19 protein-coding genes and 2 tRNA genes are annotated in these 24,642 nt (G+C 44.1%); 16 read left to right on the top strand and 5 right to left on the bottom strand.

Annotated elements, in window-relative coordinates:
- Positions 1-26 precede the first annotated feature (26 nt).
- Entirely contained in the window at positions 27-1,859 is a 1,833-nt protein-coding gene (locus ACLD5M_RS01760) for a proline--tRNA ligase (RefSeq protein WP_410314446.1), read from the top strand.
- A gap of 92 nt (positions 1,860-1,951) precedes the next feature.
- Here ACLD5M_RS01760 and ACLD5M_RS01755 read toward each other — a convergent pair whose 3' ends face one another.
- The gene (locus tag ACLD5M_RS01755) at positions 1,952-2,437 is read right to left on the bottom strand and encodes a single-stranded DNA-binding protein (protein ID WP_004136938.1); all 486 of its coding nucleotides are present in this window, start codon (positions 2,435-2,437) and stop codon (positions 1,952-1,954) included.
- 316 nt (positions 2,438-2,753) lie between these two features.
- Here ACLD5M_RS01755 and ACLD5M_RS01750 point away from each other — a divergent pair, with 316 nt between their 5' ends.
- Positions 2,754-3,833, top strand: a complete 1,080-nt coding sequence (locus ACLD5M_RS01750) for a CAP domain-containing protein (protein WP_410314445.1) — start codon at positions 2,754-2,756, stop codon at positions 3,831-3,833.
- Between the two features lie 79 nt (positions 3,834-3,912).
- Here the strand turns inward: ACLD5M_RS01750 and ACLD5M_RS01745 are convergent, their stop codons facing one another.
- Complete coding sequence (locus ACLD5M_RS01745) at positions 3,913-6,042, bottom strand: M13 family metallopeptidase (RefSeq protein WP_410314444.1); 2,130 nt, start codon at positions 6,040-6,042, stop codon at positions 3,913-3,915.
- Between the two features lie 102 nt (positions 6,043-6,144).
- Here ACLD5M_RS01745 and map point away from each other — a divergent pair, with 102 nt between their 5' ends.
- The 13 genes from map (at position 6,145) to ACLD5M_RS01680 (ending at position 21,309) form a co-directional block, all read left to right on the top strand.
- Positions 6,145-6,918, top strand: coding sequence for a type I methionyl aminopeptidase (gene map / locus ACLD5M_RS01740; protein WP_004108441.1), 774 nt, complete (start codon positions 6,145-6,147; stop codon positions 6,916-6,918).
- A gap of 80 nt (positions 6,919-6,998) precedes the next feature.
- On the top strand, positions 6,999-8,141 hold the full coding sequence (gene prfB, locus ACLD5M_RS01735; RefSeq protein WP_410314443.1) for a peptide chain release factor 2: 1,143 nt from the start codon (positions 6,999-7,001) through the stop codon (positions 8,139-8,141).
- A gap of 69 nt (positions 8,142-8,210) precedes the next feature.
- Entirely contained in the window at positions 8,211-9,575 is a 1,365-nt protein-coding gene (ftsE, locus tag ACLD5M_RS01730; RefSeq protein ID WP_410314442.1) for a cell division ATP-binding protein FtsE, read from the top strand.
- Entirely contained in the window at positions 9,575-10,498 is a 924-nt protein-coding gene (gene ftsX / locus ACLD5M_RS01725) for a permease-like cell division protein FtsX (RefSeq protein ID WP_004129488.1), read from the top strand. The genes ftsE and ftsX overlap by 1 nt, the downstream gene beginning before the upstream one ends.
- A gap of 111 nt (positions 10,499-10,609) precedes the next feature.
- The gene (locus tag ACLD5M_RS01720) at positions 10,610-12,010 is read left to right on the top strand and encodes a CHAP domain-containing protein (RefSeq protein ID WP_375169358.1); all 1,401 of its coding nucleotides are present in this window, start codon (positions 10,610-10,612) and stop codon (positions 12,008-12,010) included.
- 128 nt (positions 12,011-12,138) lie between these two features.
- Positions 12,139-12,630: an SsrA-binding protein SmpB gene (gene smpB / locus ACLD5M_RS01715; RefSeq protein ID WP_004136944.1), complete on the top strand. Its 492-nt coding sequence runs from the start codon at positions 12,139-12,141 to the stop codon at positions 12,628-12,630.
- A 236-nt stretch (positions 12,631-12,866) separates the two neighbouring features.
- Positions 12,867-13,778, top strand: coding sequence for an ABC transporter substrate-binding protein (locus tag ACLD5M_RS01710; RefSeq protein WP_410314441.1), 912 nt, complete (start codon positions 12,867-12,869; stop codon positions 13,776-13,778).
- Positions 13,779-13,917: 139 nt separating this feature from the next.
- Positions 13,918-14,946 (top strand): amino acid ABC transporter permease, encoded by a 1,029-nt coding sequence (locus tag ACLD5M_RS01705; protein WP_257996380.1) that lies wholly within the window; start codon positions 13,918-13,920, stop codon positions 14,944-14,946.
- 78 nt (positions 14,947-15,024) lie between these two features.
- Complete coding sequence (locus ACLD5M_RS01700) at positions 15,025-15,819, top strand: amino acid ABC transporter ATP-binding protein (RefSeq protein ID WP_004129450.1); 795 nt, start codon at positions 15,025-15,027, stop codon at positions 15,817-15,819.
- A gap of 182 nt (positions 15,820-16,001) precedes the next feature.
- Complete coding sequence (locus ACLD5M_RS01695; RefSeq protein ID WP_004129448.1) at positions 16,002-16,979, top strand: ABC transporter substrate-binding protein; 978 nt, start codon at positions 16,002-16,004, stop codon at positions 16,977-16,979.
- A 49-nt stretch (positions 16,980-17,028) separates the two neighbouring features.
- Complete coding sequence (locus tag ACLD5M_RS01690; protein ID WP_410314440.1) at positions 17,029-17,925, top strand: amino acid ABC transporter permease; 897 nt, start codon at positions 17,029-17,031, stop codon at positions 17,923-17,925.
- A 9-nt stretch (positions 17,926-17,934) separates the two neighbouring features.
- The gene (gene glmS / locus ACLD5M_RS01685; protein WP_410314439.1) at positions 17,935-19,842 is read left to right on the top strand and encodes a glutamine--fructose-6-phosphate transaminase (isomerizing); all 1,908 of its coding nucleotides are present in this window, start codon (positions 17,935-17,937) and stop codon (positions 19,840-19,842) included.
- 36 nt (positions 19,843-19,878) lie between these two features.
- Entirely contained in the window at positions 19,879-21,309 is a 1,431-nt protein-coding gene (locus ACLD5M_RS01680) for an extracellular solute-binding protein (RefSeq protein ID WP_410314438.1), read from the top strand.
- A 6-nt stretch (positions 21,310-21,315) separates the two neighbouring features.
- Here ACLD5M_RS01680 and ACLD5M_RS01675 read toward each other — a convergent pair whose 3' ends face one another.
- From ACLD5M_RS01675 to ACLD5M_RS01665, 3 genes are all read right to left on the bottom strand, one after another.
- A complete protein-coding gene (locus ACLD5M_RS01675; RefSeq protein ID WP_410314437.1) occupies positions 21,316-22,083 on the bottom strand; it encodes a type III pantothenate kinase in 768 nt (255 codons plus the stop codon).
- 103 nt (positions 22,084-22,186) lie between these two features.
- Positions 22,187-22,267, bottom strand: a tRNA-Leu gene (locus ACLD5M_RS01670).
- A gap of 81 nt (positions 22,268-22,348) precedes the next feature.
- Positions 22,349-22,421, bottom strand: a tRNA-Thr gene (locus tag ACLD5M_RS01665).
- Between the two features lie 520 nt (positions 22,422-22,941).
- On the opposite strand from ACLD5M_RS01665, the gene pgi reads away from it, so the two are divergent.
- Positions 22,942-24,636, top strand: coding sequence for a glucose-6-phosphate isomerase (gene pgi / locus ACLD5M_RS01660; RefSeq protein ID WP_410314436.1), 1,695 nt, complete (start codon positions 22,942-22,944; stop codon positions 24,634-24,636).
- Positions 24,637-24,642: the final 6 nt, after the last annotated feature.

The following is a 24,642-nucleotide window of genomic DNA, read 5'->3' as shown; positions in this document are numbered from 1 at the left end:
CCTCATGCACAAATAGATTGGAACGCATGAATTCCAATGTACTTCGTATGTCTCAGCTGTTCCTTCGTACGCTGCGCGAGGATCCTGCAGACGCGGACGTTACTTCCGCAAAACTTATGCAGCGCGCAGGCTATATTCGCAAATCTGCTCCAGGTGTGTGGACCTGGCTTCCGCTTGGACTTAAGGTTTTGAACAAGGTTCAGGCGATTATTCGCGACGAAATCAACGGTATTGGTGCGCAGGAAGTTCACTTCCCGGCACTTCTTCCACGCGAGCCTTACGAGGCTACAAACCGTTGGGAAGAATATGGCGACAATATCTTCCGTCTTAAGGATCGTCATGAGGCTGACTATCTTCTTGCTCCAACGCACGAAGAAGTTTTCACGCTCCTTGTAAAAGATATGTATTCTTCGTACAAGGATTTGCCTGTTACTTTGTACCAGATTCAAACGAAGTATCGCGACGAGTTCCGTCCGCGCGCTGGTCTTATTCGCGGCCGCGAGTTTATTATGCAGGATGCTTATTCGTTCTCGATTGACGAAGATGGTTTGAAATCTGCTTACGTTGAGGAGCGCTCTGCTTACGCTCGAATTTTCGACCGCCTGGGCATTAAATACGTGATTGTTCACGCTGTTTCCGGTCCAATGGGTGGTTCTGATTCCGAAGAATTCTTGGCTCCAATGGCAATTGGCGAAGATACTTTTGCGCTCGCTCCTTCTGGAAAAGCTTGGAATGTTGAGGCTCTTACCACTCCAGAAATGCAAGATGTTGATTATTCGGCAACTCCTGCAGCAGAAGCTCTCGAAACTCCAGACGCTAAGACGATTGAAGCTTTGGTTAAGGTTTCTAACGACTTGCATCCGCGTAAAGATGGTCGCGAATGGCAAGCAGACGACACTTTGAAGAACTTGATTATTGCTGTTAAGCACCCGGCTGATGCTGAGGGTGGAGAGCATGAGGAGCCATGGCGCGAAATCGTTGCTATTGGTATTCCAGGAGACCGCCAAGTAGATATGAAGCGTCTTGAAGCTCAGTTTGCTCCTGCAGAAATTGAAGAAGCAACTGAGGATGATTTGAAGGCTCATCCTGAGTTTGTTAAGGGCTACATTGGATTTAGCGTATTAGGTCCTCAAGCTCGCAAAGAGGGTAGGGGTATTGCAAATCCTGTCCGCTACTTGATGGATGCTCACGTTGCAAAGGGTAGCGCCTGGATTACGGGAGCTGACGAAGAAGGAAAGCACGTTTATAACGCTGTTTACGGCCGCGATTTTGAAGCTGACGGCGTTGTTGAAGCGGCCCAAGTTCGCGACGGCGATATGAGCCCAGATGGTTCTGGTCCGTTGAGCTTCGAGCGCGGTGTGGAAATTGGTCAAGTGTTCCAGCTTGGCTTAAAGTATTCTAAGGCTTTGGGCTTAAGCGTTCTTAACGAAAACGGTAAGACTGTGCCAGTTTGGATGGGCTGCTACGGTATTGGCGTTAGTCGCGTGATTGCGTGCCTTGCAGAAACGCATCACGATGACGCTGGTCTCGCATGGCCAATGGCTATTGCTCCAGCTCAAGTTCATGTTGTTGCAACAGGCAAGGATCAGGTTGCTTTTGACGCTGCTGAAAAAGTTGTTGAAGAGCTTAGTAAGCAGGGAATAGAAGTAATATTTGACGACCGTCCAAAGGTTTCTCCAGGCGTAAAGTTTAAGGATGCTGAGCTTGTTGGCGTGCCGCTGATTGCTGTAGCGGGTCGCGATACTGTGAACAATGGAACGATTGAAATCCGCGATCGTAACGGCTCAAATGTTGAAGCGGTACCAGTTGACGAGGCTGCAAGCCGCATTGTAGAGCGCGTAAACGCTTTGCTTAAGTAACGGCCTGTTTTACAATTTGCCGCCAGGAATACTACTACTATTCTTGGCGGCATTATTGTTTATCGTGGTGCGCGAGGTATTATTTACTTTCTTTAGATATCAGCATCACCTCCATATTCGTCGTCCGTGCTGTCTGAGTGAGAGTCAGTACGTTCTATTTTTTCGTTTTGTGACTGATTGCTGTCTTTCGTCTGCCCATTTTTAGCAGTTTCAGCGTTTCTTTTTGTAAATTGAGTAGTTCCGCGATTCAAATCGTGCCCAATAGTAGAAGCTTCCAAAATTACGCGATTATAATCGTTTCCATCTTTCGTCCAGCTTTCTGTACTCAAATTGCCATATACAACGATTGCATCACCTTTATGCACGCTTTTCAGCACGTTTGAAGCCAAAGTTCTATACGCTTTCACAGTCATCCAAGTAGTTGGACGCTCATGCCATTGTTGCTCGTCGTTACGGTAATATGATTGCGTGCTCGCAATTCGTAGCGAACAAGCCGGAGAATTTTCACTGCGCCCAAAGCTTACAGGCTCAGAACCTACGTATCCACTAATAGTCACGGTTGACTGTTGTTGTGCCATATTTCATAGTCCTTTCACAAATTGGACTGCAGCCATTTCAGCCCCGAAATACAGAGCCATCATTGCCTCTGAGCTTCGCAGCCACGAGGAAATGCCGCAGTAATAACAACTATGAACTTTGCGCAACAACTTTGCCAGCAAACTTTTCTATTGTGGTTAAAACCTAGGTTTTATCCACAATGTAATTAATCTCTTGACTACAACAAAATATTTAGTAAATGCTCCGCAATTATCTGCACATGCGTAATAATTCCTCGTCGCAGGGTAGTATTGAGCGAACGTATTGAAAATATTGAATGCAGTGAAGAAGATATTTATGGTGGAAAGTAATCAGCAATGTGCGAAGCATAAATCTAATATGCGCATAAGTTGGGTTAGTATCCTTGTTGTTTCGGCTGTATGCCTAGCTGCGTGCGCAATATCGCAAAATTTTGCTGATTTTACTTTAGAAAATTCTAAGTCGTATCATCAGGCGTATCATCAGGCTTATCATCAGGCGTATAATCGCGAATATCATCATAAATATCATCAGAATCCAATAATTCAAACAACTAATTCTGCTTCTTCTGCAGCTTTTATTCAGTCAAGTAATGTAGCGCGTTACGTTCTTTCTTCTATTCGAAATGCAAGATCTAGGCTTTACGATAATCGCAGCACGTATTTTAATGGCGTTCCTTTGCAAGATTACGTGAGCCGCTACGGTCTTACTAAAGAAGCGTATGTTAATAATATTCAGTACGATTCTGCAAATGAAGAGGATGCTTTCCGTCGCGCGCAAGAAACCGCTCAGCATGGGCAGTTTGGCCATTTTGGTCCAGATGGTGTGAGCGAGCCTGATTACACTGGCCGAAAGGCGTGGGGTGAAAATTTAAGTTGGGGTGTGGATCTTGCTGGTTCTATGCAATTGTGGATTCAAGATGAAGAGTCGGCTTTGCGCGCAACCGGCGGAAGTTTTAACGAAGATAATGGCCATTTGTATCAGATTTTGAATCCTAGCAATATTTCTTTCGGTTACGGAGAGGCTTCGGGCGGCCCTTATGGTGTTGTTGGAGCGTTGACACTGTCGGAATATAACGGTGATGTTGATTATCCGGATGGAAAGATTGGCCCAGAATCTCCCGAAGAGCAAAAAAAGCGTGCTGAAGAGGAGCGAAAGAAGAAGGAAGAGCAGAAGCGTAAAGACGAGGAAGCTAAGAAGAAAAAAGCTTTGGCTAAAAAGAAGCATTTGAAGCATAAGTATCATAAAAAGTTAGCGAAAGCTATGAAGAAAAATGCTTCAACGTATGAATTTATTGTGATTATTTCTGTGATTTTAAGCGTGCTTGTTTTGTGCGCAATTGCAGTGGTGGCTTGGATTTTCTTAAAACGAAGGCTGATTTCTAAAAATAGTAAATAATAAGCCTGCAAACGTTTATTAAGCGTCTGCAGGCTTCTAGTTTTTTAACTTTTTGACTTATTTGCTTTTTATTCGCAACTTACCAAATGTGCACGCGCTCAGCAGGGTCGAGCCACATTTCGTCGCCTTCTTTAACGCTGAAAGCATCGTAGAACAAGTCCACGTTTCGAGCAATTCCGTTAGTGCGGCATTCTGCTGGGGAGTGCGGGTCGATTTGAAGCAGCTGCTCAGCAATCTCGTTACGAGCTTTGGAACGCCATACCAACGCGTAGCTTAAGAAGAATCGTTGCAAAGCAGTGAAACCGTCTACTTCAGGAGCGTTACGCAAAGTTTCGCGAATCGCGTCGTCGCTTCCGTCAATCTCTCGTCCTTCGCTCTTTTGCAAAGCAAAAGCGTAAGCTTTAAGCGCAATAGTTACGCCGCTTAAATCGCCAATATTTTCGCCAATTGTTAAAGCGCCGTTTACGTGAGGCATTGCGTCTCGCTCAGCTTTGCTCTTCAAGTGAGAGTATTTAACAATAAGTTGCGTTGGTGTAAAAGCATTGTATTGCTCAATAAGCTTTTTAGTGCGCTCAGCAAAGTTGGCTTTGTCTTCTTCGGTCCACCAATTGTTAAGCATTCCGTCGCCGTCGTATTCGCAACCTTGGTCGTCAAAACCGTGACCGATTTCGTGGCCAATCACTGCACCAATAGCGCCATAATTTGCTGCGTCTGGAGCGCTCGGGTTAAAGAATGGTGGTTGCAAAATTGCAGCTGGGAACACGATTACGTTAAGCAGCGGATCGTAGTAAGCGTTCACAGTTTGCGGAGTCATCTGCCATTCTTCACGATCCACAGGCTTTCCAGCTTTCGCAGTATTCTTACCAAAGCCAAATCGATAAACTTCGCGCATATTCTCAACTAAACCAGCGTCTTCCTTAATATTCAACGCAGAATAGTCAATCCAATGATTCGTGTAACCAATATTCGGCTCAAACTTGCTAAGCTTTTCCAAAGCCTTTGCTTTAGTCTCCTCGCCAAGCCAGCTGCTGTGCGAAATCGACTCACGGTAAGCGTTAATAAGATTGTTAACTAATTCCTGCATATACTTTTTAGAAGACTCAGGGAAGTGCAAGCGCACGTATTCGCGCCCAACTTCTTCGCCGCAAGAATCGTCAACAACTCCCACTGCGCGCTTCCAACGGTCGCGCTGCTTTGTTGCACCAGAAAGCACCTTGCCGTAGAAGTCAAATCGAGCTTGTGCAAAATCTTCACTAAGTAAGCTTGCCCAGCGCAAAATCACGTGCACGCGCGCCCAAAGCTTTAAATCTTCTAAGTCGGCTTCCTGCCAAATCTTATTCAAACCTTCCATAAAGCTTGGCTCGTGAACTACAACTTTGTTAAAAGCTTCACGAAGGTTGATTGGCTGATGTGCTTCTTTGCAAGTATCGTACGCTTTTTGAGTAGCGTCTAAGAAAGCGTCGAGATTAAGCGCTTCAAGAGTTTTTGCCAAATCAGCATAATCGTAAGGATTATAAGTTTTTTGAGAATCGCGAGTTGCTACGTTATCCCAATGCTTGCTTGCAATCTGCGTTTCAACATTCAAGAAACGCTCGGCTTGCGCTTGTGTAGTAGTTGCGTCTCCGTAGCCTGCTAAGCGCAGCAAAGAAGCTACCATTTTTACGTATTCATTGCGAATTGGAGCATAATTGTCTTCGCGATAGTACGCTTCGTCTGGCAAGCCTAATCCCGACTGCTCAATATGCATAATATTCGTCTTAGGATCCTTAGGATCTCCGTAAACGCCAAAATAGAACATTGCGTCCGGTCCGCCGTAAGGGTTAAGCGTGCCGAGAGTGCGAACCAAATCTTCCTTGCTGCAAGCTTTATCTACAGCGTCTAGATCGCCCTTAATTGGCGTAATTCCAGCTTTTTCGATAGCTGCAGTATCCAAATAGTTGCGGTACAAAGTTTGTGACTTTTTAGCTGAGCAATCTTCGCTTTCTAAAATATCTCGAATTTGCGTCTCTGCATCTTCTGCAAGCTTGTGGAAAGCGCCAAACATTGGGCGGTCGTCTGGAAGAGTGTAAGTGTCAATCCAAGGGCCGTTTACGTAACGGAACAAGTCGTCTTGTGGACGAATAACCGACGAGAAAGAGGCAGGATCAAAATCTACAGCAGAAATTTCCTTCTGCGATTCCTTATTATTATTTTCATTGTTATTAGGCATGAATTTAGCTTACAAGTATTAAGCGACACTATTAGCTAGTATTTTCGCAATATTTTCGCCATATTTTGCGCTATTTTCGTGCCTGCGCGTTAGTCTTGAAGCATGATTGAACTGAAAACTCCATCTGAAATTGAAGCGATGAAACCTGCAGGTCGCTTCGTCGGTAGTATTCTTAAAGACTTAAAAGCAATGACCAAAGTTGGCACGAATCTTCTTGAAATTGATGACTTCGTTCGTCAACGCATTATGAGCCGCAAAGGTGCGTCTTCTTGCTATGTTGATTACGCTCCTGATTTTGGAACTGGTCCTTTTGCGCACTACATTTGCACTTCTGTAAATGATGCTGTTCTTCACGGAGTTCCATACGATTACAATCTTAAAGACGGCGATTTGCTAACTCTTGATTTGGCAATTAACGTCGACGGTTGGGTTGGAGATTCCGCTATTAGTTTCGTGGTTGGAAAGCATGCAGATCCTGAGGATTTGCGCTTAATTAAGTGCACTGAGGAAGCGCTGGAGGCAGGCATTAACATGGCTCAGCCTGGAAACCGTCTTGGCGATATTTCTGCAGCTGTTGGTTGTGTTGCTCACGAGTATGGTTACAGTGTAAACCTTGAGTTTGGCGGTCACGGAGTCGGTCATATTATGCACGGCGATCCGCACGTTCCTAACGATGGCACTGCTCACCATGGCTACAAGCTTCGCCCAGGTCTTGTAATTGCAATTGAGCCATGGTTCTTAAAGACTACTGACGAAATTTACCAGGATCCTAAGGATGGTTGGACTCTTCGTTCTGCTGATGGTTCTCGTGGCGCTCACAGCGAGCATACGATTGCAATTACGGAGAATGGTCCTGAGATTTTGACCGTACGCTAGACTTATAAATAGTTGATTTTGTAAGTATTTTGCGAATAGTAATTGCGTAAAACAGGTATGTAAAGAGGTACTTTAAGTAAATGGCGGAATTTGATTTTGCACAGGCGCTACGCGATGTTGAATCAAAGTATGCTTCGATTGTGAAGGCTTTAGACGTTGATTCGTTGAAAGTTACGATTGCTGATTTAGAAAAGCAGGCTGCAGAGCCTGGGCTTTGGGATGATTCTGAGCATGCTCAGCAGGTTACGAGTAAGCTTTCTGTAGCTCAGTCTCAGTTGAAGCGTTTGCAAGCTGTAGATCAGCGCATTGAGGATACTAAGACTTTAATTGAGCTTGGCCAAGAAGAAGGCGATGCTGATTCTATGAGTGAGGCTCAAGAAGAGCTTGGTTCTATTGCTCACGAGTTGGACGATATGGAAGTTCAGACTCTTCTTGACGGCGAATATGATGCTCGTTCTGCGGTTGTTACGATTCGTTCTGGTGCGGGCGGTGTGGATGCTGCTGATTTTGCTCAAATGCTTCTTCGTATGTACTTGCGTTGGGCTGAGCGAAACGGCTATAAAACTAAGATGATGGACACGTCTTATGCGGAAGAAGCTGGTATTAAATCTGCTACTTTCCAAGTGGATGCCCCGTACGCGTATGGTCGCCTTTCTGTAGAGGGCGGTACTCACAGAATGGTTCGTATTTCGCCATTTGACAATCAAGGACGTCGTCAAACCGGCTTTAGCGCAGTGGAAGTGATCCCTTTGGTTGAAGCTACGGATCATATTGATATTCCAGATTCCGACATTCGTGTGGATACTTTCCAAGCTTCAGGCCCGGGTGGTCAAGGTGTTAATACTACGTATTCTGCTGTTCGTATTACGCATTTGCCAACAGGCTTGGTTGTTTCTATGCAAGATGAGCGTAGTCAGATTCAAAACCGTGCAGCTGCAATGGCTGTTTTGCAATCGCGTTTGCTTGTGCTTAAGCACGCTGAGGAAGCTGCTAAAAAGAAGGAACTTGCTGGAGATATTAAGGCAAGCTGGGGAGACCAGATGCGCTCCTACGTTCTTCACCCGTACCAAATGGTGAAGGATTTGCGCACTGGCTACGAAACTTCACAAACTCAAGCTGTTTTTGACGGTGATATTGACGGTTTTATTGAAGCTGGCATTCGTTGGCGTCACGAGCAGCGAGTTGCGGCTCAAAAAGAAGCTGAAAAAGAAGCTGAAAAATAATCTTAAACTAAAGCTAAACCTAGAACTAAAAACCAATAATTACACATAATCTTCGGAAGGATTGAAACAATGTCGCTGATTTCATTAGATCATGTGTCAAAAATATATCCGAGAGGTACGCGCCCTGCACTAGACGATGTGTCTTTGCATGTGGATCGCGGAGATTTTGTGTTTCTTGTTGGTGCTTCAGGCTCTGGCAAAACCACATTGCTTAGTTTGCTGCTTCGCGAAGAAGAAGCAAATGGTGGGGAAATTCACGTTGCTGGTAACGATTTGCGCAGACTTTCTAACCGTCAGGTTCCGCAGTATCGCAGATCTCTTGGATTTATTTTCCAAGATTATAAGCTGCTTAATAATAAAACGGTTTATCAAAATGTTGCTTTTGCTTTGGAAGTAATCGGCACTAGTAGAGCGACTATTCGCTCGCTTGTGCCTCGCGTGCTAGAAACTGTTGGCTTAACTGGTAAGGAAAATAACTATCCGCATGAGCTTTCTGGTGGTGAGGCTCAGCGTGTGGCTATTGCGCGCGCGTATGTAAATCATCCTCAAATTATTCTTGCAGATGAGCCTACTGGTAATTTGGATCCAACTACTTCTCTTGGAATTATGGAAGTTTTGGATGCTATTAACCGAACTGGCACAACAATTGTTATGGCTACGCATAATGAGGAGATTGTGAACTCAATGCGTAAGCGCGTTGTTGAGCTTCACGAGGGTAAGATTGTTCGAGATGAGCGAGAAGGCTCTTACGATTCTGCTCTTTACTTCCCGGATTCAGATGTTGAACAAAAGTCTAAAGCTCAGCAGTCTGTTGAAAAAAATAGTGAAGAGGCTGAAATTTCAGCTTCAAGCAATCAGCCTGAAAATACGGAACGTCATAAGCGACTTTCTAAAAAAGCTCAACGTGCGGAGCAGGCTCGTGAAACTGTTGATATTGTTACGCAATCTCTTCAAAGTGACACGGCAGAAAATGATGGTATTGCACGCCTTGCTCAGTCTGTTCATTCTGGAAGGACTGGCCGTTACGGTGAAGTGTTCCAGTCTTTGGAAACAACAATGACTTGGGGACGCGGGTTGATTTCTACAAACTATGAAGACGTTGGAGAGGATGTTTCAGAAGTTGAGATTTCGGAAGATAATAAAGAATCCGCTGAATCTGCAGAAACTGTTGAATCCACTGAATCTCATGAAACTCATGAATCTACTGAAAATTCTGAAGTGAGTGAAAAATCGCAATCTGAAACTAGCGAGGAGTCGCAATCTGTAGCAGAAAATCATTCACAATCTGATTCTGAATCTGAGAGTAAGTCTCAGCTCCCTCCTATGCCTCCAGCTCCACCTAAGCCATCTGTTGCGGCTGCAAATACTAATAATGAGAACATTAGTGTTGACGATAGCAATAATGACACTAATAAAACTGAAGGAGCAGAGTAATGCGTTTAAGATTCATTTTTTCCGAAACATGCATTAGTTTACGCCGTAACGTTTCAATGATTCTTTCCGTTATGCTCGTAACTTTTATTTCCTTCCTTTTTATTGGTGCTTCTGTGTTAATGCAGGCTCAAATCACTAAAGCTAAGGGCGACTGGTACGACAAGGTTGAGGTTGTTGCATGGCTTTGCCCAGATGGAACTAGCCAATCTCCATCCTGTGCTTCTGGAAAAGCTCCAACAAACGCTGAAATAGTAAAACTTGAGCATGTTATTCACCAAGAATTAGGCGACGACGTTTCAAATATTACCTACGTAAGTCGTAACGAATTTTATAAAAATACCTTCCTAAAGCAGTATCCTAACGGAATGTATCAGGGTAGAACTCTTACCGCCGCAGATATGCAGGATTCGCTTCGCTTAAAACTTACTAATCCTATGAAATACCAGGTTGTTTCGGAAGTTCTTTCTGGACGAGATGGTGTGGAAGAGGTTGTTGATCAGCGACAAATTTTCGACCCTGTTTTCAGTGTTCTTAATAGAGCTACAGTAGTTACGATTGTTCTTGCTGCAGTTATGGTTGTTGTGGCCATTATGCTTACAGGCACTACAATTCGTATGTCTGCAGCGAGCCGCCGTCAAGAAACTGAGATTATGCGCCTAGTTGGTGCTTCTAACTGGACCATTCGCATGCCGTTTATTCTTGAAGGTGCTTTCGCTTCCTTCGCTGGATCTTTGCTTGCGGGCGCGGCATTAAGCTTGGTTGTAAAAGTGTTTGTAACTGATTGGCTTGCGCAAAATGTTCGTTGGATGCCATTTATAACGCAGTCTACTGTGTGGTTGTGTGTTCCAATGCTTGTTGCTGGAGCTGTTGTGCTTTCTGTAGTAGCTTCTGCTATTGCTTTAAGACGATACTTAAAGGCGTAAGTTAAATTATTTGCGTAAAAAATTCAAAAAAAACTAAAAAATTTAGAAAAACTCGCGTGATTCCTTACTTAACGCTATAATTCGCATTAGTAACGTGGAAAGGGAAGTAATATGAGCGTAACTCGACGTAGCGTGTACAATAGGCACAATCGTATAATAGTTAGCTTGGTTGTTTCCGTTGCTATGCTGCTTAGTGGCATTGTTGGCTCGTTATTAACTGCTGATACTGCTAGCGCTGTTAATATGAACGAATACAGGCGTAAAGTGCAGAGGAACGAGAATCTAAAGCGTCAGCTTTCTGGTGTTAATAAACAGCTGGCAAAGAAGATTCTCGAGCTTAATGATTTGAATGAGCGTCAAATTCCAGGCCAGGTTCGTGCGGCTCAGCAGGCTGAAGAGCAGGCTGCTCAAGCGCGTAGTCTTGCAGAATCTACTCAGCAAAGATTAGAGTCTGCTCAAAAAGATAAGCGCGATTTGGAAGAAAAAATTAAGAAAACTGGCGCCGATTTTGACGATGCAAAAGCTGCTGTAGCTCAACTTGCTCGTAAGAGTTTCCACGGTTCTCAAGCCTCCGATGTTATGAATATCGTTACGAAGTCAACAACTACTGAGCAGTTTGTTGGCAAACTTCAGTCTGAAGCTGCAGTTGCTCGTAGCGAGGCAAATGCTGCAAACGATGCTGCAGTTAAATTAAATACTTCTATGAATCGTCGTCAGCGTTTGGCTGCTATTGAAACGGAAATCGCAAAACTTAAGCAGCAGGCCGATACTCAGGCTCAAAGCGCGCAGATTGCTGCTAAAGCTGCTAACGATCGCAGGAAGTCGTTGCAAGATTTGCGAGATCAGGGCGAAAATATTCGTAAGCAGCTTGAAAGTCAAAAAAGTAGTTTAACTACTCAGTCTGCTCGTGAAGCTGCAGAAATTGTGGCAATGAAGTCTGCTATTGACGCTCAAGCTCGCGCTCTTGCAAACAAGTCATTTGCTCGCGCTGATCCTAACGCTGGAAACCGTCAGCAGGTTAGGGGAGCTGGAACTAATGCTTCTTTGCCTCCAATGCAGCTTTCCGATGGTGCTGCTAACGGCATGAATTACACTGTTCCTGGCAATTGCCCTGAAGGAGCTAAGTTCTGCTACGGTCATAATACTGGCAATTCTGTTGGCGGTTCTGCTTATCCTGCTCGTCAGTGCACATTGTGGGCTTATTTGCGTAGGTCTCAGCTTGGTTTGCCAGTTGGATCGTATATGGGTAATGGTGCCGAGTGGGCGAATACTGGTCGTCGATTAGGGTATTTAGTTAATCGTACTCCACACGTTGGTGCTGTTATGGTGTTTGCTCGCGGCCAGCGCGTTGGTAACTGGACTGCAGACTGGCAGTATGGTCACGTTGCTGTTGTTGAGCGTGTTAATGCGGATGGTTCAGTGCTTATTTCTGAAGGCGGCACCGGATTCTCAACATTCCCAGCGTACGAAACTATTTACAATCCAGGCGACTACGAGTACGTGCATTATTAAAGTTCATAAAACGCGTACAAGTAGTTTGTGCGTGTCTTAAAAATAAGCTTGAAGACTCAAGTGCGCTTGCCATAAGATAGAAGTCTTATGGCAAGTTTTGTTTGTGGTCTTAGTATTGGAGGGGAGTTATGGCAAATAAACCTGCTCAAGATGGTACGGTTACTGTAGCTCAAAATCGTAAGGCTCATCATGACTACGCCATTGAAGATTGCTACGAAGCTGGTCTTGCTCTTACTGGAACGGAAGTTAAGTCCTTGCGCGAAGGTCGAGCTTCTTTAGCGGAATCTTTTGTAAATATTGATCGTCGCGGTGAAATGTGGCTTGAGGGGGCTAATATTCCTGAGTATTTGAACGGTACTTGGAATAATCATGCGCCAAAGCGTAAACGCAAGCTGCTTCTTCATGCGGCTCAAATAGCTAAACTTTCTAGGCAGACTGAAGCAAAAGGATATACTGTAGTTCCGTTGCGTCTGTATTTTAAGGGAAGCTATGTGAAAGTTGAGATTGCTTTGGCGCGCGGTAAGAAGGAATTTGATAAGCGCGAAGCTTTGCGCGAGGAGCAAGATAAGCGCGAGGCTTTGCGTGCTATGCGTTACCGTAATTTGCGCGCTCGTGAGTAATTTTGGTCGCAAGTAATTTGCGCGCTCAATAATCATCTCAACGCGACACGCCACATATTATACATTATTGCGAATAATATGCGTCATATTTTTTCGGAAAGTCAACTATTTTGCTAATAAGCAGTATGTTTATTTCAGTATATACACTATTTTGCATAAACAGTTGTGAAAATAGTAGGGTTATCGTGTATAGTTATACGCATCACTGAAAATTATTAGATTTACGGAGAAGAAAAATGTTCAAATCAATTAAACCTATTGCTGCCGTTGCTTCTTTAGTTTTGATTGGCACTATTGCCGCCTGCGGTCCTGCTGATTCCAAGCAGAATGCAGATCCAGATGTTGCCAGAAGCTACGACGTAAGCAATGTTCAAAAAGATGATGCAGTAGCAGCTTTGGTACCAAAAGCAGTAGCTAAAACAGGCGAGCTTGTTGTTGGTGTAAACGTTAGCTATGCTCCTGCCGAATTCTTCGCTTCTGACGGCAAAACACCAGTCGGTTACGAAATTGATTTTTCTAAGGCTTTGGCAAAGGTTATGGGCTTGAATGCTAAGATTGTTCACGCTCAATTTGACTCCATTATTCCTGCAATCGGCAGCAAGTATAACGTTGGTATTTCCGGTTTTACTGTTAATGCTGAACGTATGAAGTCCGTTGACTTTGTTACTTACGCAAACGCTGGCTTGTCTTTCGAAGTACGTAAGGGAAATCCTACTAAGGTAGACACAAAGAATCTTTGCGGCAAAAAAGTAACTTTGGAAACCGGCACAGTTGGCGAGCCTATTATGGAAGAAGCTAAAAAGAAGTGCGCTGCGAATAACGATAAGCCTCTTGAAATCATGAGCTTCAAAGAGCAGACTGACGCAACTACCGCTCTTCTTTCTGGTCGTGCAGACGTTATGTATGCAGATACTCCAGTAGCTGGTTACGCTGCTATTAAGAACGCTGGAAAGCTTGAAATTCTTGAAAACAGCAAGGATGCAGAGCCAATGGGCGCTGCTGTTAAGAAGGGCGATGCTGCAATGCTTAAGGCTGTTAAGGCTGGCATTGATAAGCTTATGAAGTCCGGAATTTACAAGGATATTTTGAAGAAGTGGGGCGTTGAAAACGTTGCTATTAAGGAAGCTGTAGTTAATCCTAAGCTTTAATAAGCTTTAATAAGCTTTAAACTAAGCTTTAGTAGCATCTTAATCTCACTTATTTCTATGCAAATTTACCGTTTATAACATTAAATGGTAAATTTGCATTACTTTATATAATTTATAAATATTCATATAAACGAAAACTATGGAGAATATGTTGAACTCTTTAACCGCGAACTCTTCTGACGCTAATTTTTCTGACTCAAGCTCTAGCACAGTTCAAGCTGAACGTATTTTGCCTGTTAAAAAGCCTGGGCCTATTATTGCCGGCATAATCGTAGCAGTAATTGCATGCTCGCTACTATACGGAATTGTTACAAATCCTCGCTTCGAGTGGGATGTTGTAGGCATATATTTGATTAGCAATAACGTTTTTTATGGCATTGGTTGGACTCTTCTTTTAACTTTGCTTGCTATGGTTATTGCGATTGTATTGGCTGTTGGTTTGGCTATGATGCGTAAGAGTGTTAACCCGGTTTTGCGTGGGTGTGCTTGGTTCTTTATTTGGTTTTTTAGGGGTACGCCTGTTTATACGCAGCTTGTTTTTTGGGGTATGTTTGCGGTTCTTGTTCCTAAGTTGAGTTTGGGTATTCCGTTTACTTCTGTGGAGTTTTTCTCTATTGATTCTAATGTTGTTATGACTTCTCTTACGGCTGCGGTTGTTGGTTTGTCTTTGAATGAGGCTGCGTATTTGTCTGAGATTGTTCGTGCTGGTTTGGAGGCTGTTGATGCTGGTCAGGTTGAGGCTTCTAAGGCTTTGGGTATGTCTCGTTCTTTGATGATGCGTCGTGTGATTCTTCCTCAGGCTATGCGTATTATTGTTCCGCCTTTGGGTAATGAGACTATTGGTATGCTTAAGACTACTTCTTTGGTTTTGGCTGTGCCTTTTACTCTTGAGCTTCAGTTTGCTACGAATGCTATTGCGAATCGTATTTATAAGCCGATTCCGCTTCTTCTTGTTGCTAGTATTTGGTATTTGGTTATTACTTCTGTGTTGATGGTGTTGCAGTCTATGTTAGAAAAGCATTTCGGCAAAGGCTTCGAAGCGCGAGATATTGTAAAACATGCGCAATTAGACACAGATGCGGATCAGCGCGGCGACAAATCTTTGCACGCTAAGCAGAAAAATGTTAAAGGGCGTAACGACGCGGCTATGTTGGGCTTTAACGCCTAGTGGTAGCATTGCTTCATATACGAAATTTTGGTGAATAACATGAGTAATACTTTAGAAAATTACAATGAGGGAGCGAATATGACTATTAAAAATAACGAAAGCAATCTTCCCGCAGTAATCTTAAGCAACGTACAGAAATCATTCGGTAGTCTTAGCGTATTAAAAAATATTAATATAACCGTTAATCCTGGCACGGTAACTGTTATTTTAGGACCTTCCGGATCTGGTAAATCAACCTTATTGCGCTTAATCAATCAGCTTGAAACTCTTAGTGCTGGAAGTATTAGCATTTATGGCGAGCGCATTGGTGTAAAAAAAGTAACGCATAAAGGCGAGGAATGTCTTCAAGCTCTTAGCGATAAAGAGATTTCTAAGCAGCGTTCGAAGCTTGGAATGGTTTTCCAGCGTTTTAACTTATTCCCTCATATGACGGCATTGGAAAATGTTATGGAAGCTCCTGTTCACGTGTTGGGAATGAGTAAGCAGGAAGCTCACGATTTAGCAATTGAAGAGCTTAAACGAGTCGGCATGGCTGAGCGAATGAATCATTATCCTGCTGAGCTTTCTGGCGGCCAGCAGCAGCGTGTTGCAATTGCGCGCGCTCTTGCTATGAAGCCGGAAATTATGTTATTTGATGAGCCGACTTCTGCTCTTGACCCTGAGCTTGTTGGTGAAGTTTTGAATGTTATGCGAAATCTTGCAAAAGATGGTATGACAATGATTGTTGTAACGCACGAAATTGGTTTTGCGCGTGAAGTTGCAGATCAAGTAGTATTTATGGATGATGGAATGGTTGTAGAGTGCGGAACTGCTGATATTATTGACAATCCGCAAACTAATCGTTTCAAAGATTTCTTGCATCACGTGCTTTAAAACTTTTACGAAGCTTTTACGAAGCTTCTAAAAGCCGCAGTAAAGTTGCAGTAAAGTTGCAGTAAAGCCGCAGTAAAGACGCAGTAAATCTTTTATAAAATTCAAAAGAATAGCACCGTATTGCTTTATGATTAGTGGTACAGTTGTGCATGTTCAAGTAGATATAGTTGTTAAGGGATTCTATGATTCAAGCGAATTGCGATGTTAAAAAACTTGATGTGCATCGTAAGAATAAGTGGACATTCTTAGGATCTTCTAGGTGGATGCGCTCTATTGCGGCTTTTGTTTCTGCGACTTTAATAGGATTTTCTGGAGCTTGTGGAACAACCGATGCTGTTGGCCGTGACCCTCTTCTTGACCGCTGTTACAACATTAATAGCATTAAAAAAGATGAAAAAATCGCCTCTCTTCTTCCTAAAAAACTGTTGGAAAAAGGCGAGCTTGTTATGGGAACAAACATTGGTTATGCTCCTGCAGGATTTTATGCCAGAGATGGCCGAACTGTAATCGGTTACGAAATTGATCTTAATAAAGCTTTAGCAAAATTAATGGGCTTAAAACTTACTATTGTGAATGCTCCTTTTGATGCTATCTTGCCTTCTGTTGGCAGCAAATTCGATATAGGTGTTTCTGGTTTTACAGTAAGTAAGGAAAGAGAAAAAGCCGTCGATTTTGTAACGTACGCAAATGCTGGATTGCTGTTTGTTGTTCGTAAAGGAAACCCAACAAAGGTAAGTCTTAATAATTTGTGTGGCAGAAAAGTTTCTGTACAAGTAGGCACTACCAGCGAATCGCAAATGTATAGTGCTAGAGACTTTTGTAAAGCGAGTAAAAATAGTCCTTTAGATGTTCTTGCTTTTAAAGAGCAAACAGATGCAACTACTGCTGTTGTGGCTGGTAGAGCGGATATTATGTACGCCGACACTCCTGTTTCTAGTTTTGCTATTGAGCAAACCGATAATCAGCTTGAGGCTTTGGGAACAAGCAAAGACAAGGCGCTTATGGGCATTATTATGCAAAAAGGGGATAAGCAGCTTGCTCAGGCTGTTAAAGCTGGTATTGAAAAACTTATACAAACTGGAGATTATGAGAAAATCATGAAATCTTGGGGTGTGGAAGATATTATGGTTAAGCATCCTGAATTAAATCCGAATGTGTGATTTTCTGGTGTCTTCTGATTTTGATTGAGTTTAGAGTAGTATTGTGAATATGTTTTCTAAAAAGAACAACGACGAGCGTATTCTTCCAGTTAAAAAGCCGGGTCCTATTATTGCTGGGGTAATTGTTGCTATAGTGGCCTGCTCTTTACTGTATTCTATAGCAACTAATCGTCGATTTGAGTGGAATATAGTAGCGAAATATATTATTGACGAAAATGTTCTTACCGGTATTGGCTGGACTTTGTGGCTGACTTTGCTTGCTATGGTTATTGCGATTGTGTTGGCTGTTGGTTTGGCTATGATGCGTAAGAGTGTTAACCCGGTTTTGCGTGGTGTTAGTTGGTTCTTTATTTGGTTTTTTAGGGGTACTCCTGTTTATACGCAGCTTGTTTTTTGGGGTATGTTTGCGGTTCTTGTTCCTAAGTTGAGTTTGGGTATTCCGTTTACTTCTGTGGAGTTTTTCTCTATTGATTCTAATGTTGTTATGACTTCTCTTACGGCTGCGGTTGTTGGTTTGTCTTTGAATGAGGCTGCGTATTTGTCTGAGATTGTTCGTGCTGGTTTGGAGGCTGTTGATGCTGGTCAGGTTGAGGCTTCTAAGGCTTTGGGTATGTCTCGTTCTTTGATGATGCGTCGTGTGATTCTTCCTCAGGCTATGCGTATTATTGTTCCGCCTTTGGGTAATGAGACTATTGGTATGCTTAAGACTACTTCTTTGGTTTTGGCTGTGCCTTTTACTCTTGAGCTTCAGTTTGCTACGAATGCTATTGCGAATCGTATTTATAAGCCGATTCCGCTTCTTCTTGTTGCTAGTATTTGGTATTTGGTTATTACTTCTGTGTTGATGGTGTTGCAGTCTATGTTAGAAAAGCATTTCGGCAAAGGCTTCGAAGCGCGAGATTTGACGCGAAGAAAGTACTGCACAAGCCTTGAGGTTGACGTATAATAGAAGATTATGTGTGGAATTGTGGGATATGCGGGTTTTGGCAAGATTTGCGCAAAACCTTTGGAAGTTTGTTTAGGTGGATTAGAGCGTTTAGAGTATCGCGGATATGACTCTTCAGGAGTGGCACTGGTAGCACCCGGAATGAGCAAGGTTGCCGTGCGCAAAAAAGCAGGACGCCTAGCTGTGTTACGAGATGATATTAGTGTGAATCCTATGCCGGAAGCGAGTGCTGCAATAGGTCATACTCGCTGGGCCACGAACGGTGCTCCTTGCGATGCAAACGCGCATCCTCACACAAGTGTTGACGGAAAAATCGCCCTTATTCATAACGGAATTATTGAAAACGCTGTTGTTCTAAAAGAACAGCTTCACGAAGAAGGATACGAATTTTCTTCCCAAACAGACACGGAAGTTGCGGCAAAACTGCTTGGTAAAATCGCAAACGAAATTGTGGAAGAAACCGGTAAAGCAGACTTATTTACAGCTCTTCGCCGCACTGCAAAAATGCTTAAGGGTGCTTTTACTCTTCTAGCAGTGGACGTTCGTCAGCCTGATATTGTTGCAGCTGTTCGCCACGATTCTCCGCTTGTTGTGGGTCTTGGTGACGGCGAGTATTTCTTAGGTTCGGATGTTGCGGCTTTTGTGGCTTATACGGATCGCGTTTTAGAAGTTGGCCAAGATCAAGCTGTTTGCATTGGAAATATTGGCGAAAGCGGCAAAGCTGGTTTGCTTCTTACTGATTTTGACGGCAAAGTTGTTGAAAATCCTACGTGTTTTACGGTTGACTGGGATGCGTCTGCTGTAGAAAAAGGCGGCTGGGATTCCTTTATGGATAAGGAAATTCATGAAGATCCACATGCTGTTGCAGACACTTTGCGCGGGCGTTTTGACGCTCAGGGAAATATTGTTCTTGACGAAGTGCATATTGGCCAAGACGTGTTGCGCGCGATTGACAAAATTATTGTTGTTGCTTGCGGAACGGCAAGTTACGCAGGTTTGGTTGCAAAATATGCGATTGAGCACTGGGTGCGCGTGCCGGTTGAGGTGGAGCTTGCGCACGAGTTTCGCTACCGCGACCCTATTTTGACGCATCGAACATTGGTGGTTGCAATATCGCAGTCTGGCGAAACAATGGACACTCTTATGGCTTTGCGTCACGCGCGCGAGCAGGGAAGTCGTGTGCTTGCAATATGCAATACTCAAGGTTCTAGCATTCCGCGCGAATCTGACGCAGTTCTCTACACTCACGCTGGTCCAGAAATCGCTGTTGCTTCTACTAAAGCTTTTGTGGCGCAAATCGTTGCAGCATACATGCTCGGTCTTTATTTGGCACAAGTAAAAGGCACAATGTATCGCGACGAAATCCAGCAAATTGTGGCGCAACTTAAAGAGATGCCGAATAAAATTCAGCATGTTCTCGACACTCAGTCTGATTCCATTATGAAAGCTGCAGAGCATACGCTTGAAGCTAAGTCTTTCTTATTCTTAGGTAGGCATGTTGGTTACCCGGTTGCAATGGAGGGTGCTCTTAAGCTTAAGGAAATCGCATATACTTTCACCGAAGGTTTTGCAGCCGGCGAGCTTAAACATGGTCCAATTGCTCTGGTTGACGAGGGAGAGCCTGTTGTTGTAATCGTTCCTTCTTCTCGCGGACGCGACGTTTTACACTCAAAAGTAATCTCCGGTATTGAGGAAGTTAAAGCGCGCGGAGCGTTTACTATTGCGGTTGCTGAAGAAGGGGATCCGGATGCTGCAAGATACGCGGATATTGTTTTCTGGCGTCCTGAATGCCCAACTCTTTTAAGCCCGCTTGTTGACGTTGTTGCGTTGCAGTTATTCGCAATGGATATGGCGAAATTGAAGGGCTACGATGTGGATAAGCCAAGAAATCTTGCCAAATCCGTAACTGTAGAATAAAACTTATGGTAGCAAAATAGTAGTAGGCGGCAGCTAATGCTTACATTCGCAAAAATATTGCAATCGCGCAATAGTTTGAAACAATTAGTGCTTTCAATATTGTGTGTTTTGTTTTTATTGCTATCTTCTGGATGCACAAATGCGGATGCTAGAACACGAATCACTGTGTGGTCGTGGGAACCAAGCATGAAGCGTATTGCAAAAGAGTTTGAGCGTCTTAATCCGGATCTTCGTGTTGTTGTAAAAGACACTAGCGGCTACAGCAATCTAAACAGCGCTATTCAAGACGGTTACGGAATACCAGACGTTGCTCAGCTGGAATATTTCGCACTACCGCAATACGCTGTAAGCGAGCAGCTGCTGGATATTACTGATCGAGTGCAGGGGACTAGAACTTTCTACACTCCAGGTACTTGGTCTTCTGTGCAACTAGGTGGGCGAATCTATGGCTTGCCAATGGATTCAGGCCCTATGGCTTGGTTTTATAACGATGACGTATTTAAGCAAGCTGGTGTTGACGCAACTAAAATACACACTTGGGAAGATTACCGTCACGCTGCTAGAAAACTGAAGGATATTGGCGTTTATATTGCTGCAGATTCGGGAGATGCCAGCTTTTATAACGCTATGATTTGGCTTGCAGGTGGGCGTCCTTTTATTACTTCGCACGATGGAAAAACAGTTACTGTGCGTTTGGGCTACGACAAGGGCACGCAAAAGTTTACTAAGTTTTGGCAGTCTATGATTGACGAAGGCTTAATTGACACTAGAACTACAACATGGACGCAACGCTGGAAAAATGGTATTGGAGCTGGCAAAATTGCTTCTGTTTTTGCTGGAGCTTGGATGCCTTCTTTGCTTCTTGAGAATGTGCCAGGTACAGCAGGATTGTGGAAGGTTGCGCATGTGCCAACTCTTCACGGCGAAAAACGTAACGCAGAAATGGGCGGATCTGCGCTATCTGTGCTGAAATTAAGTAGAAAACCGGAAGCTGCTATGCGTTTTGTGAATTTTGTTTGTCACGAAATGCAAGGTATTAGAATGCGCGTCAACGGTGGGGCATTCCCTGCGGATGTTGTAACTCTTGCTGACCCGAATTTTCTAAATCGAACAACAATACGCGATTCGCGCGGAATTGACATACCTTATTTTGGTGGTCAAAAATTTAACCGCGTATTTGCTTATGCTGCAAATCAAGTAGATACCAGATACCAGTATTTGCCGTTTGAAGTGTATTCCAGAAGTGATTTTCGGGCAACTGTTGGGCAGGCGTATGATTGGAGTAGGAAGTCGCGCGCTCGCTTGAATGTGCAGTCTATGATTGACGCTGGAATTACTCAAGATGACGGCAGTCAGCTGTGGCTTCCAGATGATCCGGGTCCTCGTATTTCTATAAAAGACGGTTTAGATTTGTGGCAAAAAGACTTAAAAGAATACGGGTACAACCAAGGTTTTGTTGTTAGATAGCTAAAACTAGCGCAAGTTTTTTCTATAAATTTCTGCCATGCCTCTAAAAATCAAATTAGGATCGTAATAGTCGATTGATTGAACATCCTGCTCAAACAAACTACCCAATCCGCCTGTGGCAATCACCTTAAATGGCTCATTTATTTCACTCTTAAACTGTTCAATAGTGCGCTCAATGCCACCTAAGAAACTGTAGTATAAGCCGGCTTGCATGGCAGTAAGCGTAGATTTTGCAAGAACAGACTTTGGTCTAGAAATTTCAACTTCCGGAAGCTGAGCTGTATTATCCCACAAAGCTGCTGCTGCAGTTCTAATACCAGTACAAATAAGACCGCACGTAATAGCGCCACTTTTATCAACGTAGTTGTATGTTGTAGCAGTTCCGAAGTCAATAACAAGAACAGGCCCACCGTACTCGTTGAACGCACCAACGCAATCAGCCAAGCAATCTGCACCAAGCGATTTAGGCTCGTCAATGCGAATATTCATGCCAGTTTTAACACCAGGGCCAACAATCATTGGGTCAATATTAAAGAATTTTATTATGCTAGAACGAAATGAGTGCATAACTTTTGGAACAACAGAAGCAATTATTATATCGTCAACATCGCTTGCTTTGAAGCCGCTTAAATGCAGGAATTGCATAAGTATAATGCCGTATTCGTCACAAGTACGGTTGGATTTTGTAGTCATGCGATACGTGTCGACGATTTTGTTATTTTTTAAAAAGCCAAGCACTATGTTCGTGTTGCCAATGTCTACTGCTACTAACATTTATACGCGCTTCCTTATGTTGATATTTATGGTTGATACTACTTATTGATATTACTTGTTGATATTAACGAAAGTTTGTGAATTGTAGATTTAAGATTTAACGTGCGCGAGATGGGACTTGAACCCACACGTCGTAAGACACAGGAACCTAAATCCTGCGCGTCTACCATTCCGCCACTCGCGCATAACTCATACAAATAATCGAGCGTGGAAAACACAAGTCGTAACACGAATCGTAAGTATTAACACGCTCGAATGAGTCGAGAGCCGCTTGACAGAATCGAACTGTCGACCTTCTCATTACGAGGGAGACGCTCTACCGACTGAGCTAAAGCGGCATGTTGCCCGAGACGCATTCGCGACTCGCGCACAAGAAAAGTATTTTATCGTATTTTTTTAGATTTGTCTAATTTGGCGCGCCGTGCAACAGCTAACCCTCCAAATGTGAGGTAGTTTTACCGCGTTTGGAGTGATGAGCCGCGGGTAACCCTCCAAATGTGGGGTAGGTTTCTCGCGTTTGGAGCGCCTAGCCCTTCGAAACGCTCCAAATGCGGGGTAGGCTTCTCGCGTTTGGAGTTCTTAACCCTCCGCAACCCTCCAAATGCGGGGTAGGTTGCGCGCGTTTGGAGCGCCTAGCCCTTTGAAACGCTCCAAATGTGGGGTAGTTTTCCCGCGTTTGGAGTGCTGAGCCGCGGGTAACGCTCCAAATGTGGGGTAGGTTGTGAGCATTATCAGTGTTATTGTGTTCATTTTTGTGTTAAGCTTCGCGTGTTTCTGTCTGCTTTTGTGAGTATCTTGTGAAGTGGATGATAGTGACAATTGCTGTCGCATCAGTTAAAGAAATGAAAGGACCTCACAATGGCCATCAATCCGCCAGTTGACGCCGTAAAAACCCCAGAGTGGGCTGCATTGCAGAAGCATTACGACGAGTTGCAATCAGAAGGCGTTTGCCTGAAGAAGTGGTTTGCAGAGGATGCAAATCGCGTGGATAAGTTGAGCTTCGAAGCTGGAGATCTCCACTTCGATCTTTCTAAGAATTTAATCAAGCCTGAAACTCTTAAGCTTTTCGCAGACCTTGCAAAGGCTGTAAAGCTTGACGAGCGCACTAAGGCAATGTACACCGGCGTGCACATTAACAATACTGAAGATCGTGCAGTTTTGCACACTGCTTTGCGTCGTCCTGCAGAAGATGCTGGCAAGTTCATTGTTGACGGTCAAGATACCGTTGCAGATGTTCGTGAAGTTTTGGGTCGCATTTACGATTTCGCTAACGAAGTTCGCTCCGGCGCTTGGAAGGGCGTTACCGGCAAGAACATCAAGACTGTTGTAAACATTGGTATCGGCGGTTCCGACTTGGGTCCGGTCATGGTTTACGAAGCTTTGAAGCCATACGCTGACGCTGGTATTAGCGCTCGCTACGTTTCTAATATTGATCCAAACGATATGGCCGAAAAGACCAAGGATTTGGATCCAGAAACCACTTTGTTCATCATTGTTTCCAAGACTTTCACCACTTTGGAGACTTTGACTAACGCTCGTACCGCTCGCACCTGGTTGCTTAACAAGCTTCAGGAATCCGGCGCTATTGACGGAAGCGACGCAAAGAAGGCTGAAGCTGTTGCTAAGCACTTCGTGGCTGTTTCCACCAACCTCGAAAAGGTTGAAGAGTTCGGCATCAACCCAACCAACGCATTTGGCTTCTGGAACTGGGTTGGCGGCCGTTACTCTGTGGATTCCGCTGTTGGCACTTCTTTGGCTGTTGTTCTCGGTCCAGAGCGCTTCGAAGAGTTCTTGAAGGGCTTCCACGCAATCGATACCTACTTCGCTGAGACTCCATTCGAGAAGAACGTTGTTGTGCTTCTCGGTATGCTCAACGTTTGGTACCGCAACTTCTACAAGGTTGCTTCTCACGCTGTGCTTCCATACGATCAGTACTTGCACCGCTTCCCAGCTTATTTGCAGCAGCTCACCATGGAATCCAACGGTAAGTCTGTGCGCTGGGATGGCACTCCTGTAACAAGCGAAACCGGCGAAATCTTCTGGGGTGAGCCAGGCACTAACGGCCAGCACGCTTTCTACCAGTTGATTCACCAGGGCACTCAGCTTATTCCAGCTGATTTCATTGCTTTCGTGAACACGCCAAATCCTACTAAGGATGGCGATCAGGATGTGCACGAGCTCTTCTTGGGCAACTATCTTGCACAGACTAAGGCTCTTGCTTTCGGCAAGACTGCTGACGAAGTTCGCGCTGAAGGCACTCCAGAGGAGATTGTTCCAGCTCGCGTATTTAGCGGCAACCGTCCAACCACTTCCATCTTCGGCGATGCTTTGACTCCATTTAGCTTGGGCGAGTTGATTGCTCTCTACGAGCACATCACCTTCGTTGAAGGCACTGTTTGGGGCTTGGATTCCTACGATCAGTGGGGTGTGGAGCTTGGCAAGCAGCTTGCAAAGCAGATTACTCCTGCAATTTCTCAGGATGATGACGCTTTGGCAGCTCAGGATGCTTCTACGCAGAGCTTGATTCGCTTCTACCGCGCGCATCGCAAGTAGTTTGCA

Source organism: Gardnerella sp. Marseille-Q9185 (assembly GCF_046508745.1).
GTDB classification, from domain to species: Bacteria; Actinomycetota; Actinomycetes; order Actinomycetales; family Bifidobacteriaceae; genus Bifidobacterium; species Bifidobacterium greenwoodii.
Note: the sequence above shows the minus strand (reverse complement) of the source record. Positions and strands in the feature narration are given on the sequence as shown.